This window comes from Vibrio pelagius (genome assembly GCF_024347575.1).
Taxonomy (GTDB): domain Bacteria; phylum Pseudomonadota; class Gammaproteobacteria; order Enterobacterales; family Vibrionaceae; genus Vibrio; species Vibrio pelagius.
This window is the reverse complement of sequence record NZ_AP025503.1, coordinates 957682-975580: the sequence shown is the minus strand read 5'-3', so window position 1 is coordinate 975580 and position 17899 is coordinate 957682. Positions and strand designations below refer to the sequence as shown.

Here is a 17899-nt window from a genome sequence, read left to right as displayed (position 1 = left end):
TATTTTTGCTACGCATCACTATTTTTTAGCGACAAACTCGACCCCTGACGGATCTCGTTCTAGAGCAACTTTCAATACTTCATCAATCCATTGAACAGGAATGACTTCTAAGTCAGCGATGACATTGTCTGGAATCTCTTCCAAATCACGCTCATTATCTTTTGGAATCAGTACTGTTTTGATGCCACCACGATGCGCTGCAAGTAGCTTTTCTTTCAAGCCACCGATAGGTAAAACTTCACCACGAAGAGTGATTTCACCTGTCATACCCACTTCTGCTTTTACAGGGTTACCTGTCAGGCTAGAAACAAGTGCAGTACACATTGCGATACCCGCACTCGGGCCATCTTTTGGTGTCGCGCCTTCAGGTACGTGAACGTGGATGTCACGCTTCTCGTAGAAATCTGAGTTAATACCCAGTTTTTCAGCACGAGAGCGAACTACGGTCATCGCAGCTTGAATCGACTCTTTCATCACATCACCAAGGGAACCGGTTTGCGTTAGCTTACCTTTACCTGGCATTGCTTCAGTTTCAATCGTTAATAGATCACCACCAACTTGAGTCCACGCTAGACCAGTTACTTGACCAATGCGGTTACTCTCGTCTGCTTTACCGAAGTCATGACGTTGAACACCTAGGTAATCTTTTAGGTTGTCCATAGTCACAGTCACAGACTTAAGATCGCTGTCTAGCAGGATATTCTTCACCGCTTTACGACAGATCTTAGAGATCTCACGCTCTAGGCTACGTACACCCGCTTCACGCGTGTAGTAACGAATAATGCCGATGATTGCAGAGTCTTCAATCTCAATCTCATGAGGCTTAAGACCGTTGCGTTTCACTTGCTTATCAACGAGGTGACGCTTAGCGATGTTTAACTTCTCGTCTTCTGTGTAACCAGATAGACGGATAACTTCCATACGGTCCAGCAGTGGGCCAGGAATGTCCATTGAGTTAGACGTCGCAACGAACATAACGTCAGACAGATCGTAGTCTACTTCTAGGTAGTGATCGTTAAACGCGTTGTTTTGCTCTGGGTCGAGTACTTCTAGCAGTGCTGAAGATGGGTCGCCACGCATATCAGAAGACATCTTATCGATCTCATCCAATAGGAACAGTGGGTTCTTCACGCCAACTTTAGACATCTTCTGGATTAGCTTACCCGGAAGAGAGCCGATGTAGGTACGACGGTGACCACGAATCTCTGCTTCATCACGTACGCCGCCTAGCGCCATGCGCGTGTACTTACGGCCTGTAGCAGCAGCGATAGAGCGACCTAGCGAGGTTTTACCGACACCAGGAGGACCAACAAGACAAAGGATAGGGCCTTTCAACTTATTGATACGGTTTTGTACCGCCAAGTACTCAAGAATACGTTCTTTAACACGCTCTAGACCGTAATGGTCTTCGTTTAAGATCTCTTCTGCTTTGGCTAGATTCTTCTTAACCTTAGAACGCTTCGCCCAAGGCACACCAACCATCCAATCGATGTAGCTACGTACCACTGTTGCTTCTGCCGACATTGGCGACATCATCTTCAGCTTTTGCAGCTCTTGTTCGGTTTTTTCGCGCGCTTCTTGAGGCATTTTCGACTCTTCGATTTTCTTCTTTAGAGCCTCAAATTCATCTGGAGCATCGTCCATCTCGCCAAGTTCTTTCTGAATCGCTTTCATCTGCTCATTCAGGTAGTACTCACGCTGAGATTTTTCCATCTGCTTCTTAACACGACCACGGATGCGTTTTTCTACCTGCAGGATATCAATTTCTGACTCCATTTGGCCCATCAGGAACTCTAGACGCTCAGTCACATCTAGAATCTCTAGTACGTGCTGTTTGTCTACCAGTTTAAGTGGCATGTGTGCTGCGATGGTATCCGCTAGACGAGCGGCTTCATCAATCCCATTCAGAGAAGTTAATACTTCTGGTGGAATCTTTTTGTTTAGCTTAATAAAGCCTTCGAATTGATTGATCGCGCTGCGAACAACCACTTCTTGTTCTTTTTCGTCAAGTTCTGAGGTGACAACGTATTCTGCATCTGCAAGGAAGAATTCACTTTCTTTAAATTGGTGAATTTTCGCACGCTGCTGACCTTCAACAAGCACTTTTACCGTGCCGTCAGGTAGCTTTAAAAGCTGAAGAATCGTAGCAACAGTACCTACTTCGAATAGGTCGTCGATTGAAGGCTCATCAGTATCCGCTTCTTTCTGCGCCACGAGTAGCACTTGTTTGTTGGCTTCCATTGCCGATTCAAGGCAAGTAATCGATTTTTCACGACCAACAAACAGTGGAATAACCATGTGTGGGTAAACCACTACATCACGTAGAGGCAGTACGGGGATCTCGATACGCTCGGAACGTTCCAAGTTCATATATTTCTCTCTTCCGCTTTAACTTATAAAGCAGTATATGGGGCTTAAACGACTGGATTCAATGGAAGAATAAAAAAAAGGAGGTAATTGCTTACCTCCTTTTGGAATTTGAGTCACTAGTCTAAAAAAGACCTACTCTGCTACCGCCGCTTGGTTCTCTGAATTGCTGTAAATTAGAAGAGGTTCAGACTCTCCGTTAATCACAGACTCATCAATCACAACCTTGCTCACATTGGTCGATGATGGCAGTTCGTACATCGTTTCTAGTAGCACGCCTTCTAAGATAGAACGTAAACCACGAGCACCTGTTTTGCGGCTCATCGCTTTCTTCGCAATGGCACGCAGTGCGTCTTCACGGAACTCAAGCTCTGTATCTTCTAGCTCGAATAGCGCAGCATACTGTTTGGTCAGTGCATTCTTCGGCTCACACAGAATTTGGATCAGTGCTTCTTCGTCTAGCTCTGTCAGTGTGGTTGTTACCGGTAGACGGCCAATGAACTCTGGAATTAGACCATATTTCACTAGATCTTCAGGTTCAACTTGAGTGAATAGCTCACCAATAGTTTTGGTTTCGTCTTTTGAACGCACTTCTGCGCCAAAGCCAATACCAGAGCCTGTTTCTACACGCTGCTCAATCACTTTATCTAGGCCGGCAAATGCACCGCCACAGATAAACAGAATCTTAGATGTGTCCACTTGCAAGAACTCTTGCTGTGGATGCTTACGGCCACCTTGTGGTGGAACTGAAGCGACTGTGCCTTCTACAAGTTTTAGAAGTGCTTGCTGAACACCTTCACCTGAAACATCACGAGTGATCGATGGGTTTTCAGCTTTACGAGAAATCTTGTCAATTTCATCGATATAAACAATGCCGCGTTCCGCTTTCGCAACGTCGTAATCACACTTCTGTAGCAGCTTCTGAATGATGTTTTCTACATCTTCACCCACGTAACCCGCTTCGGTTAGTGTGGTTGCATCTGCCATAGTAAATGGAACGTCTAGGAAACGAGCCAATGTTTCTGCAAGTAGTGTTTTACCACTACCAGTAGGACCGATAAGAAGAATATTACTCTTACCAAGTTCTACACCTTCAGCTGTTGTATCACCATTACGTAAACGCTTGTAGTGGTTATATACTGCAACTGCTAACACTTTCTTCGCGTACTCTTGACCGATTACATAGTCATCAAGGTGCTCTCGAATCTCGCGAGGCGTGGGTAACGCTTCAGACTCTTTTTTAGGAAGAACATCTTTGATTTCTTCACGAATAATGTCGTTACAAAGGTCGACACATTCGTCACAAATGTAAACAGAAGGGCCTGCGATTAACTTGCGAACTTCGTGTTGGCTTTTGCCACAGAAAGAGCAGTAAAGTAGTTTACCGCTACCACCCTCTTTGCTTTTATCTGTCATTCGCTAACCTCTTAGCCTTTACTCTCTATGATTTGAGTGTATATCAATTTGCATCAATTTGCGTTAAACAATTGCTTGTGCAATTACTCGCCGCGATGATTTAGTACTGAATCCACCAAACCGTATTCTACAGCTTGTTCTGCAGACATGAAGTTGTCACGATCGGTATCACGCTCAACGATTTCTAGAGGCTGACCTGTGTGCTCTGCCAATAGTTTGTTTAGCTTCTGTTTGATCGTTAGGATCTCTTGCGCGTGGATTTGAATATCAGACGCCTGGCCTTGGAAACCGCCAAGTGGCTGGTGAATCATTACACGAGAGTTTGGAAGCACATGACGCTTACCTGGCTCACCACCAGCAAGTAAGAATGCACCCATCGAGCAAGCTTGACCCATACATACCGTGCTCACGTTTGGCTTAATGAACTGCATTGTGTCGTAGATAGACATACCCGCTGTTACGCTGCCGCCCGGTGAGTTGATGTATAGATAGATATCTTTGTCTGGGTTTTCTGATTCCAAGAAAAGCAGTTGAGCCACGACAAGATTTGCCATGTGGTCTTCCACTTGACCGGTTAAGAAAATGATTCGTTCTTTTAAAAGACGAGAATAGATATCGTAAGAACGTTCACCACGGGAAGTCTGTTCAACCACCATTGGAACGAGTGCATCCATAATCGATGGCATTGTATTTTTTTCTTGGTAGCTCATATTCTTATGTCCCTAAAATAAATGGCCCGAATGATTAAATCATACGGACCATTGTTAGCAGAATTGTTGACCGTACGTCAACCTTCTACGTCAGATATTACTATATTAAGCAGGTTGCTGATTCATTAGCTCGTTGAAGCTAACTTCTTTCTCAGAAACTTGAGCTTTAGCGATGATTGCATCAATTGCTTGCTCTTCTAGAGCTACGTTGCGCATGTTGTTCATCATTTGCTCGTTTTGCTCGTAGTAAGCAATAACTTCAGATGGATCTTCGTATGCAGTTGCCATCTCTTCGATGATTGCTTTTACTTTCTCATCGTCAGCTTTTAGCTCTTCAGACTTGATGACTTCACCAAGTAGAAGGCCAACAACTACGCGACGTTTAGCTTGCTCTTCGAACAGCTCACGTGGAAGTTGGTCAGCAGCTTCAGTGTTGCCACCGAAACGTTGAGCAGCTTGTTGACGTAGAGTACCGATCTCTTGGTCGATAAGTGCAGCTGGAACGTCGATGTCGTTTTCTTTAACTAGACCGTCGATAGCTTGCTCTTTGATGCGGTTCTTAACAGCTTGCTTAAGCTCACGCTCCATGTTCTTACGAACTTCAGCTTTAAGACCTTCAACGCCGTCAGTCGCGCCGAACTTAGCAACGAACTCTTCGTTTAGTTCTGGAAGTTCACGAGCTTCAACTTTGTTTACTTTGATTGCAAACTTAGCTGCTTTACCTTTTAGGTTTTCAGCGTGGTAATCTTCTGGGAAGTTTACGTCGATTTCGAATTCCATACCTTTAGTTTTGCCAACGATACCGTCTTCAAAACCAGGGATCATGCGACCAGCACCCATCTCTAGTGGGAAGTTCTCAGCTTTACCGCCTTCGAACTCTTCACCGTCGATAGAACCAACGAAATCGATAGTTGCGCGAGAACCGTCTTCTACAGCTGCATCAACTTCAGTCCAAGTTGCTTGTTGCTTACGTAGAGTTTCGATCATCTCTTCAACGTCAGCGTCTTTAACTTCTACTGCTGGTTTCTCAACAGAGATGTTCTCAAGACCTTTCAGCTCAACTTCTGGGTAAACTTCGAAAGTTGCGTTGAATACTAGGTCTTCGCCTTCTTTGTTTTCTACTGGTGCGAAAGTTGGTGCGCCAGCTGGGTTGATCTTCTCTTTAACGATCGCTTCGATGAAGTGGCGTTGCATTACTTCGCCCATCACGTCTTGACGTACTGCTTTGCCGTACATTTTAGCAACCATCTTCATTGGCACTTTGCCTTTACGGAAACCATCGAAACGACGGTTTTTCGCGATGTTGCGTAGTTCAGCTGTAACTGCATCTTCGATGTTAGCAGCAGGAACAGTAATATTAAGACGGCGCTCTAGGCCTTCTAGCGTTTCAACAGTAACTTGCATTATATAAAACCTCAAAACTGGCTCAGATAATCTGAGCATATGAGCCGTAACGTGCATTCTTTTGGAAAGCGTGTTGTTGGCTGCATCCTTGTGTAGTGCTCTATCCGAACACCTAATTTAAAATTGAGCATTGATGTCTGAGTGACTATTCAATCAAACACCAGACTAATCAGCGATATCTTTTTTCTATGTTCTTTTGTGAAGTTCATAGCCTGTTTTACAACAAGGAAAGGTATCTCCGATTAGCCTCAGGACAGAAATTTTAGACGCGACATTCTAGCGATCTGTTTAATCTCTGTCGAGCCAATCACCTCAGCTTGATGATGAATGCTCTAAATTCGTCCGCCTGAGAGGGTTGTATTCAATCAAAACACCACTCGACACATCGGAAATGGGGACAATAGCGGCTTTTTCAAGGGAATCGAGGGCTTTTTTTCCGAAAAAGCTTAAAAAGAGATCTTGCTCTTGTTTTACCCCTCAGAGTCGATAACTTTTTCAACAATCCGCGTTACAAAGCCTTAACCTATAACAGCCTCTCGGCTCTCAATTTTTGAACTTTTTATGACGCTTTTAGCGTTTCAGGCACATGACACGCTTTTCGACAGCGTAATACACAGCGAGATCTCTTATGTTTCAACCTTCCCGCCTCCCCATTCTGCTGCTCATCACCTATGGGTTGCTGATGATTCTTGGCGGTCATTGGGTATGGAAAATCAGTCATCAGAGTTTGCTCGAAGATCATCAGTCAAAACTTGATCGCGTCTCGGTACACATCGCCAGTCAACTGGATAAATTCGCGCACATTCCAGAACTGCTCTCTAAAGACAAAGAGTTAATCGATGCGCTGCACGCGCCTGATAACTCTGCTCAGATTGAGCTAACCAATCGCTATCTGGCTCATGTAAATCAAGTAATACAAGCCTCTGACACCTACTTGCTCGACCATATCGGTACCACAATTGCAGCGAGCAACTGGAATCAAAGCCACTCATTTGTTGGCCGTAACTTTGCTTTTCGCCCCTATTTTCAGCACGCTTTTAGTGGTAAAGAGAATCAGTATTTCGCTCTAGGCTCGACTTCTGGAAAGCGTGGTTATTACTACTCTTACCCTGTCTCTTACGCCGCCGAAATCATCGGTGTGATCGTCGTCAAAATGGACCTATCACTGATCGAAGCCAGTTGGAAAGGCAAACAGAGTTACTTCGTTGCAGACGATAAAGATCATGTGGTGTTTATGTCGAGTAACCCCGACTGGCTATTTAAAAGTCTGAAACCGTTGGACAGTGAACGTAAACGTGAAATCCAAGAGGGAAGGCAGTTTCTTGATACTGATATTAAGAGCCTGAACTTCAACGGCGACCTTGGCTCATCCACCAGCACCATTCAGTCTCTTCATCCTCTGGTTCATGAGCAGTTTTTTGTCTCATCACGCTTTGTCGAACAGCCGAGATTAACGGTAAGGGTACTCTCTCCGACGCATTTAGTGTGGTGGGATCTGATCTCTTATCTAGTGGTACTGAGCTTAGTCTTTGCCATCATCTATCTCGCCTTGCAGCTCAACCTCAACCGTATCCATCGTCGAGTACAGATAGATAGACTGCAATCAGAAGCCAAACAGAAGCTCGAGTTTCTAGTATTAGAGAGAACATCAGAATTACACGCAGAGGTTTTGCAACGCACCGAGACAGAAAAGGTCCTGAGACAGACCCAAGACGAGTTGATCCAAGCCGCGAAATTGGCGGTTTTGGGGCAGATGTCCGCCAGTATCAGTCACGAGTTAAACAATCCACTTGCCGCAATTCGTAGCTATGCCGATAACGGACGCCTATTTTTAGCCAAAGAGAAGTTCGAGCGTGTTGATGACAACCTATCTCGCATCTCATCACTGACTGACCGTATGGCTAAAATCAGCCATCAACTTCGATCATTTGCTAAAAAATCAAACGCGGAAGACCTATCGCAACTGCAACTGCTCCCGCTTATTCACTCTTCCATTGAATTAATGAAACCTCAGCTAAAAGCAGAAAGAGTGACGATATCCCCCCTTCCGGACAAGCTAGATGCACTCATTCAAGCCAATGCAATCCAGCTTGAGCAAGTGATCATTAACCTCATCACTAATGGTATACAGGCGATGGAGGGACAAGAGAACAAGCAACTTAGTCTCGAGTTCGAATACCATACCAATGCCAACTCAGAACGATGTATTCAACTGCATATTGACGACAACGGCCCCGGCTTTGCACATGACACGCCACAACAGTTTTTTGAACCATTTCATACCACCAAGAAGAATGGTTTAGGTCTAGGGTTATCGATATCACAACAGATTATTAGAGGCATCAACGGCGAGCTCACACACGCCAAAAGTCCATTAGGCGGAGCAAGATTTACTATCTGTCTGCCGTTAATTACAGAAAAACAAAATAACAATAACGAGTAAAGGAACCATTATGTGCCATGTCTATTTCATTGATGATGAGCCAGATCTGCGGCTAGCCAGTGAACAGAGCTTTGAACTGGCGGACATTGATGCTCAGTTCTTCCCCGATGCGGAATCCGCATTAATTGCGATCAAAGAGCATGGACTGCCCCACGTCATCATCACCGACATCTGCCTTCCGGGATTGTCTGGTCATGACCTACTGAATACCGTCATCCACAAAGATAAAGAGCTGCCAGTTATCATGATTACAGGGCACGGTGACATCTCAATGGCGGTTAAATCAATTCATGATGGCGCTTATGATTTTATCGAGAAGCCATTTGCCAATGAAAGGTTGATTGAGACCACTAAACGCGCGATCGAAAAGCGTCAACTTATTCTTGAGAACCGCGCGCTTAAACAGTCCCTCAAAGCCAGCCAAACCCTCGGACCACGCATCATTGGTGACACACCCGTTATCCAAGAGTTGCGTTCGACCATCACTCATGTTGCGGACACCAGTGCTGATATCTTACTGTTTGGAGAAACAGGGACAGGTAAAGAGTTAGTGGCACGTTCGCTGCACGAGCAGAGCAGCCGACGTGAGCAGAACTTCGTCGCAGTAAACTGCGGTGCTGTACCGGAGAACCTAATTGAGAGCGAACTCTATGGTCACGAAAAAGGCGCCTTTACTGGCGCTGAAACCAAGAGGATTGGTAAGTTTGAACATGCTCAAGGTGGCACCCTATTTCTAGACGAGATTGAATCAATGCCAATGCAGGCGCAGATTCGTCTGCTTCGCGTTCTTCAAGAGCGCGTTATTGAGCGTATTGGTTCTAACCAGCTTCAACCCTTGGATATTCGCGTTATCGCCGCTACTAAGGTTGACCTTAAGAAAGCCGCTGCTGAAGGCACATTTAGACAAGATCTCTACTATCGCCTCAATGTCGTCACACTCGATTTACCCCCTTTACGTAGCCGAAAAGAGGACATCGCCGCCCTCTTCCATCACTTCCTTTTGGTTGCTGCGGCACGTTATGGCAAAACGGCGCAAGCCCTCCCAAGTAGCGATCTGCACAAGTTAATGGCTCACGACTGGCCCGGTAATGTTCGAGAGCTTAGAAACACCGCAGAACGTTTTATTCTGCTGGGTAAACTCGCTCAACTAGGGGATGTTATTGAACAAGAGACATGTTCGAGTTTAGCTGACCAAGTCGCAAGCTTCGAAAAGTCTGTGATTGAACAAGCTTTGATCGACAACGAAGGCAGTATCAAGCTAACAATGGAGCAACTCAATGTTCCAAGAAAAACGCTTTACGACAAGATGCAACGCTACCAAATCGACAAAGACGATTTTAAACAGTGAACGATCTGCTGCCGATTTAGGTACTGGATTGGCACAGACGGATAAGCTCGACCATACTTTCAATATTCCAGTGTTCAGCATACCCAATCGAGCCATGAACGAAAAAATCACAGTTCCCGCGATATCTGATACCGTCCTAATCGACGGACATTACGAAGAAGAGAAACGTTCAGGGCGAGAGCGACGTAAAAGGCATGTTCGCTGGAAAGGTTACGACAGAAGGAGCAGAACTTCTCGTCGAGAGCCAGGCAAAAAAATAGATGAAGAGGTTTAACTCTTCATCTATTCGTTAAGGATAAAGTTGTACTTAATCGTGTTACTTAGTGATGATTTCCGGTCCCATCAGGGTGGTCGGTAGCCATGTTGATACCCAAGGTACGTAAGTTACGATTATCAAGAACAGGAACATAACACCAACCCACGGCAGTGCCGCTTTCACCACGTTCATCATCGACATTTTCGCAACCCCAGCGGTCACAAACAAGTTGAGCCCCACCGGTGGGGTTATCATCCCTATCTCCATATTCACCACCATCATGATACCTAGGTGAATTGGGTCGATACCCAGTGCAATCGCGATTGGGAAAACCAGTGGTGCAACGATGATAAGAAGACCAGAAGGCTCCATAAACTGACCACCAATCAGTAGCAACAAGTTCACTACGATCAAGAAGGTAATAGGCCCTAGACCTGCCGATAACATCGACTCGGTGATCATTTGTGGGATGCGCTCTTCTGTGAGTACATGCTTTAGTATCAAGGCATTCGCAATGATAAACAGCAGCATAATGGTCAGCTTACCAGCGTCGTACAGAGTATCTTTCGTGTCTTTGTGGACAAAGGTTTGCAGTGCTTTCACTAACATCGGCTTTTTGTTTTCTTTATCAGCGAATGGTCCCATGTCTTTATAGACAAAGTTCGCGATAAAGAAGGCGTACACCGCTGCTACCGCCGCCGCTTCTGTTGGTGTAAAGATACCGCCGTAAATACCACCAAGGATGATGACGATAAGTAACAAGCCCCAGCTCGCGTCTTTCGCAGCATCAAACATTTCGCCCCAACCAACAAAAGGTTGTGCCGGGATTTTTTTGATACGAGCGGCAATGTAGATAGCGATCATCAGCATCACGCCAGCCAGTAGTCCCGGAATAACACCACCTAAGAACATACGACCAACAGACACGTCCGTTGCTGCTGCGTAAACAACCATTACAATCGATGGTGGGATCAGAATACCCAACGTACCCGCGTTACAGATAACCCCTGCTGCGAACTCTTTTGAGTAGCCATTTTTCACCATACCGGCAATTACAATACTACCGATTGCCACCACAGTCGCCGGAGAGGAACCAGACAGTGCCGCAAACATCATACACGCCACAACCGACGCCATTGCCAAGCCACCGCGGAACCAACCTACCATCGCGATAGCAAAACGGATAATACGCTTCGCCACACCACCCGTAGACATAAAGCTAGACGCTAAAATGAAGAATGGGATTGCAAGCAAAGTGTAGTGCCCTGCAAACGCATTAAATAAGGTTTGCGCAACCGACGCGAGTGACGCATCAGAGTGAATCAACAAAAACAGAATACTGGATAGACCCAGTGAGATAGCAATCGGCACGCCAACCAGCATGAAAGCGATTACCATCAAGAATAGAAATAACATCGCCATGATTAGTCGTCCTTGCTTTTCGATTGTTGATTAGATGACTTTGAGTCTTCCGCTTTCACGGAGTTTTGCGAATCCAAAATCGCTGTTGCGTCTTCGTCACTTCCCGCTTCTACCTGTGCTTTAAGCGCATCAAGATCTTCTTCCGCTTCATGACCTGCAATCATGCGATCAATCTTGCCTGTCGCGACTTGATAAGCGATCTGTGCAAATCGGAAGGTAAGAAGTGCCATGCCGATCGGTAATGCCATATAAGGAATGAATCGAGGCAGCTTTTCGTAACGCTCGCCCTCATTGAGCCAGTCAGCCAAGAACTGCAACATCTCTGGCATTGGAATATCGTCGGTTTCGTACCATGCACGCTCGGTTGCAAACGGATACCAATAGTTCCAAGAACCAATCAAAAGTAGAATCGAGAAAGCGAGACAACAAGTGACAGCGACTAAGGCATACACTTTTCTCAATTTCTCTGGCGCTAGGTTGATCACCACATCAACCCCGATATGAAAATGCTTTTTAACGCCGTAAGAAGCGCCAACTAGCACCATCCATGCAAACATGAATACGGTGAGTTCCAATGCCCATAAAATGTTGTCATTGAACGCGTATCGAAAGACCACGTTTGCAAAAGTTAATAGGGTCATTGCACCCAAAAAAAAGGCGATTAAAGACTCTTCAATTAAATCGGTAACTCTTCCGACTTTGGAAAATAAAGACTGTTCCATTTGAGACTGTTCCATAAAATGCTCCGCTTATAATTGTTTTAATAAAGGGCGGCGGTAGGGGTCCGCCACCCAATAGCGGTATTACTGGTTAGAAGCCAGTGCAGCTTCGATTAGATCAGAGCCGATGTCTTTCTCAAACTTCTTCCATACTGGTTGAAGCGCTGTTACCCAAGCTTGACGCTGTTCAGGTGTCAGAGTACGAACTTCACCACCCGCTTCGATGATGTTGTTTTTGTTCGCTAGGTTAACTTTTGCAGACTCAGCGTTACGTGTCTCAGAGACTTCTTTAACGATCGTGTTTAGCTGGTTACGTACATCTTCAGGTAGCCCCTTCCAGAAGTCGTTTGACGTTACCACTAGGTAATCAAGAATACCGTGGTTGGTCTCTGTTACACCGTCTTGTACTTCGAAGAATTTCTTACCGTAGATGTTAGACCAAGTGTTCTCTTGACCGTCGATAACCTTAGTTTGTAGGCCACCGTATACCTCTTTGAACGACATCTTCTGAGGGTTAGCACCTAACTGCTCAAACTGAGCAACCAGTACATCAGACGCTTGTACACGGAACTTCAAACCTTCTGCATCTGCAGGGCTGATAAGAGGCTTGTTTGCTGACATCTGCTTCATGCCGTTATGCCAAAACGCAAGACCTTGTAGGCCACGGCGCTTCATTGCATTTTTCAGCTTTTCACCAGATTCTGAGTTTTGGAAACGGTCAACTGCGTCAACGTCTTCAAACAGGAACGGAAGGTCAAAAATGCGGTATTTCTTAGTGAACTTCTCAAATTTAGACAGCGAAGGTGCCGCCATTTGAACATCACCGTTTAACAGGGCTTCCAGTACCTTGTTGTCATCGTATAGCGTTGAGTTAGGGAAAACTTGCATACAAGCTTTGCCGTTCATTTCCGTGTTTACTCGCTCTTCAAGTAAAGAAGCAGCAATGCCTTTCGGGTGCTTGTCAGTATTTGTTACGTGGCTGAATTTGATAACAATTTCGCCAGGGTCACAGTTCGCAGCAGCATTAAAACTTGTGAGCGCAAGCGCAGATACAGATAGCAGGGTAAGAGGCTTAAACATTATTATTCTCCTTAGTAAACAAAGCAGCCCATCAATGGGAACTGCATATCATCACTAAGGCAATTAGCGCGCCAACTCGCTACAATTATTTAACAACCCTTTAACCGCAAGGCTTGGCGGATGATTGGACGAATCTGTAGAGAAACCGACGCGTAAATAATGGGTGGAAAATGACACATCGAGTATTTGTAAATGGGTGGAAAGCCACCGAGAGACTCAATGTTAGTGTCGCTGCTATCGAGGCGAGAAAATAGAAAAAGCAGCCCCTATCTAGGACTGCTTTTGTTTACGCTAAGGCGCTAAATCAATTAGAAATCAATTCGCCTTTCAGTCTGCGCATCAAAGAATACCGCTTTCGACAAATCAAAATGCAGCGGTGCCATCTGCCCTACCGAGACTTCAAATTCCGGTGATAAGCGACACGCCACTTCTTGGTCATTCACCTTCACCATCGCAATCGTATCTGGCCCGGTCGGTTCTAGCACTTCCAACTGCAAGTCCAGCTTAGTGGTTGCTGACAGATCATCACCTTGTTGCTCAGTAATGTGCTCTGGGCGTAGGCCAATCACCACTTCTTTACCATCTTGTTCGCGCATGCTTTGCGGCAGACGAATATGGTGCTCTTGATCCGCCGTACCAATAACCTTGATGATCGGATTCTGCTCCTCGTCGAGATCTACCATAGTCTTGATGAAGTTCATCGATGGTGAACCCATAAAGCCTGCGACAAACATGTTGCTTGGCTTAGTGTAGATCTCTTGTGGTGTGCCTAACTGCTGCAATTCGCCATCTTTCATTACTGCGATGCGATCAGCCAGCGTCATCGCCTCGATTTGGTCATGGGTTACATAAACAATCGTGGTATTCAGTTTTTGATGCAGGCGTTTAATCTGATGGCGCATTTCCACACGCAGTTTGGCATCCAAATTAGAGAGCGGCTCATCGAAGAGATATAGTTTAGGGCGACGCGCCAGTGCACGCCCCATCGCCACACGCTGACGTTGACCACCCGATAGCTGTGATGGTTTACGATCCAGCAGCTGCTCGATTTGCAACATTTCAGCGACGCGATTCACTTCCGCATCGATCTCGTCTTGCGGCATCTTGCGGATCTTCAAGCCGAAGGCGATATTGCCGCGTACTGTCATGTTTGGGTATAACGCATAAGATTGAAACACCATCGCAATGTCGCGATCTTTGGGTTCAACCTGAGCAACATCGACACCATCAATCACAATCTCACCCGAGCTAATATTTTCTAACCCAGCAATGGTGTTCATTAAGGTGGATTTTCCACACCCCGAAGGGCCGACAAGTATCAAGAATTCCCCCGAATCGATACTAATGTCGATGCCCTTTAACGTTTCGTTGTCCGCGTTGCGATAGGTTTTACGGATCTGTTTTAAATCTAATGTTGCCATGGGTAATTATCCTTTTACTGATCCTGCCGTTAGGCCACGAACAAAATATTTTCCTGCGAAGACATACACCAACAATGTTGGCAGTGCGGCGATAATCGCAGCAGCCATGTCGACGTTGTACTCTTTAACACCTGTGCTGGTGTTGACTAAGTTATTTAATGCGACGGTGATAGGCTGAGTCTCTGAGCCTGAATACACCACCCCGAATAAGAAATCGTTCCAGATAGCGGTAAACTGCCAGATCACCGTCACCATGATGATCGGTGTTGAGATCGGTAATAAGATCTTAAAGAAGATGGTAAAGAAGCCCGCTCCATCCAGTTTTGCCGCCTTGATCAATTCATCTGGAATCGAGATGTAGAAGTTACGAAAGAACAGCGTTGTAAACGCCATGCCGTAGATAACGTGCACAATGACCAGACCCACTGTGGTGTTTGCTAAGCCCATTTTGCCCAGTACGGTCGCCATTGGTAACAGCACCACTTGGAATGGAATGAAGCAACCGAACAGCAGCAAGCTAAAGAACAGGTTTGAGCCACGGAACTGCCACTTAGTGACCACATAGCCATTGAATGCACCGAGTAGTGTTGAGATAGCGACCGCAGGAATCACCATTTGGAACGAGTTCCAGAAATAGCCTTTCACCCCTTCACATTTCACGCCAGTACACGCGCTATCCCACGCTTTATACCAAGCATCGAAAACCCACTCTTTTGGTAAGCTCATCAAGTTACCCGCCTTAATATCTGGTAGGGTTTTGAATGAGGTCAGTACCATGACGAACAGCGGCATGAGATAAACCAGGCAGAAGAAGAGCAGCGCCGAATAGATAAACATTCGAGCAAAGTTGATGTTATTCATCATGACTTTTTCTCCCTAAGTTCAGAGTAAAGATAAGGCACGAGAATCGCTAAAATACCGGCTAGCATCATCATCGCACTGGCAGCACCGAGGCCGATTTGTCCGCGTGTAAATGAGTGTGCATACATAAATAGCGCTGGAAGATCCGATGAATAACCCGGACCACCTGCTGTCATTGCTGTCACAAGGTCGAAGCTCTTAATTGCGATGTGTGAAGTAATGATCACCGCGCTGAAAACCACAGGTCGCAAGCAAGGTAAAATGATTTTGAGATAAATTGTGGGTAAGCTTGCTCCATCGATTTGCGCCGCTTTAATAATCGAAGAGTCGATACCACGCAGGCCCGCTAAGAACATTGCCATCACAAAGCCTGACGACTGCCACAGCGCGGCAATCACTAAGGTGTAGACCGCCATTTCAGAATCGACTAACCAGTCGAATTTAAAGTTGGTGAAGCCCCAATCTTGCATCAGCTTTTCAATACCCAGACCCGGATTCAGAATCCACTTCCAAGCGGTACCCGTCACGATGAATGACAGTGCCATTGGGTAGAGATAAATAGTACGAATAGCACCTTCTTGTCGGATATTCTGGTCAAGCAGAATCGCCAAACCGACACCCAACACAATAGCAATCACCATGAATAGGATCCCAAACACACCGAGGTTGGTGATTGAGGTGATCCAACGATCGTTTTCCATCAGCTTTTCATATTGAGCAAAGCCAACAAAATTGAAGCTCGGTAGAAATCGAGAGTTAGTAAACGACAGCGCTGCCGTCCAGAATATATAGCCGTAGATACATACCACGGTCACCAACGCGGTCGGTGCCAGCACAATCTTAGGTAACCAATGTTGTAACCTGTCAGCAAAACTGGGCTTGGGTGCAGGCTGGCTCCTTGTCGGTTTTGGAGTCGACTTAGTCAAAACATGCTCCATAACTTTTCCTTGTTGCACAATTGAGCCGATGGCTTACCTCTCGGCACCACATCAGCATCACGTATATCAGAATTGAGGTGAAGAGCGGATAGGTTCCCTACGAACCTACCCACCCTGGGGGTTAGGGATAAGCAACATAATCAGTAACTCGTGTTCTGTTCATATTGCTTATCAAGCTAGGTTAGATAGCCGCTTTTACCGCTTTTGCTAACTTAGCGGCTGCCTCTTTAGGATCCGCATCTTTTTCATTGAAGAAGTTAGTCACAACGTCATAGATGGCGCCTTGGGCGTAGCTTGTTGTAGATAGACCGTGAGCCATACTCGGTACAAGGTCACCAGACTCCGCACTCGCTTTGAAGGTTGCCATTGAGTCCAACGCACATTGGTCGAACTTAGACATATCCATATCAAGACGAACTGGAATCGAGCCTTTGTTTAGGTTGAAGACCTCTTGGAAGTCTTTAGTAAGAATGGTTTTCGCCAGATCTTGTTGCGCTTTTTGATTCTCTTTATCGCCTAGCTCGAAGAAAGCAAAACTATCGATATTGAAAGTAAATTGGCCGTCAGTACCTGGAGCAGGTGCACAGATGTAGTCTTTACCCGGCACTTTGCCTGCTGCGGTAAACTCACCCTTCGCCCAGTCACCCATGATTTGCATCGCCGCTTCACCATTGATAACCATTGAAGTCGCTACGTTCCAGTCACGGCCCGGAGAGTTACTGTCGATGTAGTCTCGCATCTTTTTGAACTTGGTGAACACTTCGACCATTTTGTCGCCAGACAGTACATCCATATCCAAATCAACGAACGCTTTGTTGTAATCTTCGCTACCAAGTACATCAAGCGCTACCGCTTCGAAAACGGTCGCGTCTTGCCAAGGCTGACCACCGTGCGCCAGAGGAATGAAACCTGCTGCTTTGATTTTGTCTGCAGCAACAAAGAACTCATCTAAGGTAGTTGGAACCGTCACACCCGATTTTTCGAGTACTTCTGGGTTTGCCCAAAGCCAGTTAACACGGTGAACGTTCACAGGGACCGCTACGTATTCGCCGTCCCATTTCATCACTTTGGTGACAACAGCGGGCAGTATGTCATCCCACTTTTCTTGTTTCGCGGTTGCATCGAGAGACGTTAGAAAACCTAAACCACCCCACTCCTGAATATCATGACCTTTGATCTGCGCGGCAGATGGCGGATTACCAGATACTGCTCGTGTTTTTAAAACGGTCATTGCACTTTCACCGCCGCCACCAGCAACAGCGAAATCTTTCCAAGTATGACCTTGTTGTTCAATCATCTCTTTAAGCACTGCAGCAGATTTAGCTTCACCACCAGCAGTCCACCAGTGAAGCACTTCCACTTCACCAGCTTGAGAAAATGTTGAGGTAGCAAGAAGAGATAGAGTAAGTAGGGTTTTATTGATTTTCATTATAATCTTCCATGTTTAGCGGACTCGACGCCCGGTTCAATAAAGAGTCTACTTATTTTGATTTTTAGGATTGAAACAAAAGGTA

At 45.8% G+C, this 17899-nt stretch carries 14 protein-coding genes; 3 read left to right on the top strand and 11 right to left on the bottom strand.

Going from position 1 to position 17899, the window contains the following annotated elements; all coding sequences use genetic code 11:
• Positions 1–18 precede the first annotated feature (18 nt).
• The 4 genes from lon to tig all read right to left on the bottom strand — a co-directional run bounded on the left by lon (position 19) and on the right by tig (position 5897).
• Complete coding sequence (gene lon, locus vsple_RS04395) at positions 19–2370, bottom strand: endopeptidase La (protein WP_255231136.1); 2352 nt, start codon at positions 2368–2370, stop codon at positions 19–21.
• A gap of 132 nt (positions 2371–2502) precedes the next feature.
• Positions 2503–3783, bottom strand: a complete 1281-nt coding sequence (gene clpX, locus vsple_RS04390) for an ATP-dependent protease ATP-binding subunit ClpX (protein ID WP_255231137.1) — start codon at positions 3781–3783, stop codon at positions 2503–2505.
• A gap of 83 nt (positions 3784–3866) precedes the next feature.
• Positions 3867–4493 (bottom strand): ATP-dependent Clp endopeptidase proteolytic subunit ClpP, encoded by a 627-nt coding sequence (clpP, locus tag vsple_RS04385; RefSeq protein ID WP_032549604.1) that lies wholly within the window; start codon positions 4491–4493, stop codon positions 3867–3869.
• Between the two features lie 105 nt (positions 4494–4598).
• Complete coding sequence (tig, locus tag vsple_RS04380) at positions 4599–5897, bottom strand: trigger factor (protein WP_255231138.1); 1299 nt, start codon at positions 5895–5897, stop codon at positions 4599–4601.
• A gap of 628 nt (positions 5898–6525) precedes the next feature.
• Between tig and vsple_RS04375 the strand changes: the two genes are divergently transcribed.
• The 3 genes from vsple_RS04375 (at position 6526) to vsple_RS04365 (ending at position 9962) form a co-directional block, all read left to right on the top strand.
• Positions 6526–8340 carry a sensor histidine kinase gene (locus tag vsple_RS04375; RefSeq protein ID WP_261882765.1) on the top strand — a complete coding sequence of 605 codons (1815 nt, stop codon included), beginning with the start codon at positions 6526–6528 and terminating at the stop codon, positions 8338–8340.
• A gap of 10 nt (positions 8341–8350) precedes the next feature.
• The gene (locus vsple_RS04370; protein WP_261882764.1) at positions 8351–9688 is read left to right on the top strand and encodes a sigma-54-dependent transcriptional regulator; all 1338 of its coding nucleotides are present in this window, start codon (positions 8351–8353) and stop codon (positions 9686–9688) included.
• 94 nt (positions 9689–9782) lie between these two features.
• Positions 9783–9962: a hypothetical protein gene (locus vsple_RS04365; protein WP_261883118.1), complete on the top strand. Its 180-nt coding sequence runs from the start codon at positions 9783–9785 to the stop codon at positions 9960–9962.
• 42 nt (positions 9963–10004) lie between these two features.
• Here the strand turns inward: vsple_RS04365 and vsple_RS04360 are convergent, their stop codons facing one another.
• From vsple_RS04360 to vsple_RS04330, 7 genes are all read right to left on the bottom strand, one after another.
• Positions 10005–11366: a TRAP transporter large permease gene (locus tag vsple_RS04360; RefSeq protein WP_255231141.1), complete on the bottom strand. Its 1362-nt coding sequence runs from the start codon at positions 11364–11366 to the stop codon at positions 10005–10007.
• 2 nt (positions 11367–11368) lie between these two features.
• The gene (locus vsple_RS04355; protein WP_261882763.1) at positions 11369–12103 is read right to left on the bottom strand and encodes a TRAP transporter small permease; all 735 of its coding nucleotides are present in this window, start codon (positions 12101–12103) and stop codon (positions 11369–11371) included.
• Between the two features lie 66 nt (positions 12104–12169).
• Positions 12170–13165: a TRAP transporter substrate-binding protein gene (locus vsple_RS04350; protein ID WP_261882762.1), complete on the bottom strand. Its 996-nt coding sequence runs from the start codon at positions 13163–13165 to the stop codon at positions 12170–12172.
• A 308-nt stretch (positions 13166–13473) separates the two neighbouring features.
• Positions 13474–14586: an ABC transporter ATP-binding protein gene (locus vsple_RS04345; protein WP_032549615.1), complete on the bottom strand. Its 1113-nt coding sequence runs from the start codon at positions 14584–14586 to the stop codon at positions 13474–13476.
• 6 nt (positions 14587–14592) lie between these two features.
• Entirely contained in the window at positions 14593–15450 is an 858-nt protein-coding gene (locus tag vsple_RS04340; RefSeq protein WP_150871506.1) for a carbohydrate ABC transporter permease, read from the bottom strand.
• Complete coding sequence (locus vsple_RS04335) at positions 15447–16385, bottom strand: carbohydrate ABC transporter permease (protein ID WP_261882761.1); 939 nt, start codon at positions 16383–16385, stop codon at positions 15447–15449. Before vsple_RS04335 ends, vsple_RS04340 begins: the two co-directional genes overlap by 4 nt.
• A gap of 181 nt (positions 16386–16566) precedes the next feature.
• Positions 16567–17814: an ABC transporter substrate-binding protein gene (locus tag vsple_RS04330; protein ID WP_261882760.1), complete on the bottom strand. Its 1248-nt coding sequence runs from the start codon at positions 17812–17814 to the stop codon at positions 16567–16569.
• Positions 17815–17899: the final 85 nt, after the last annotated feature.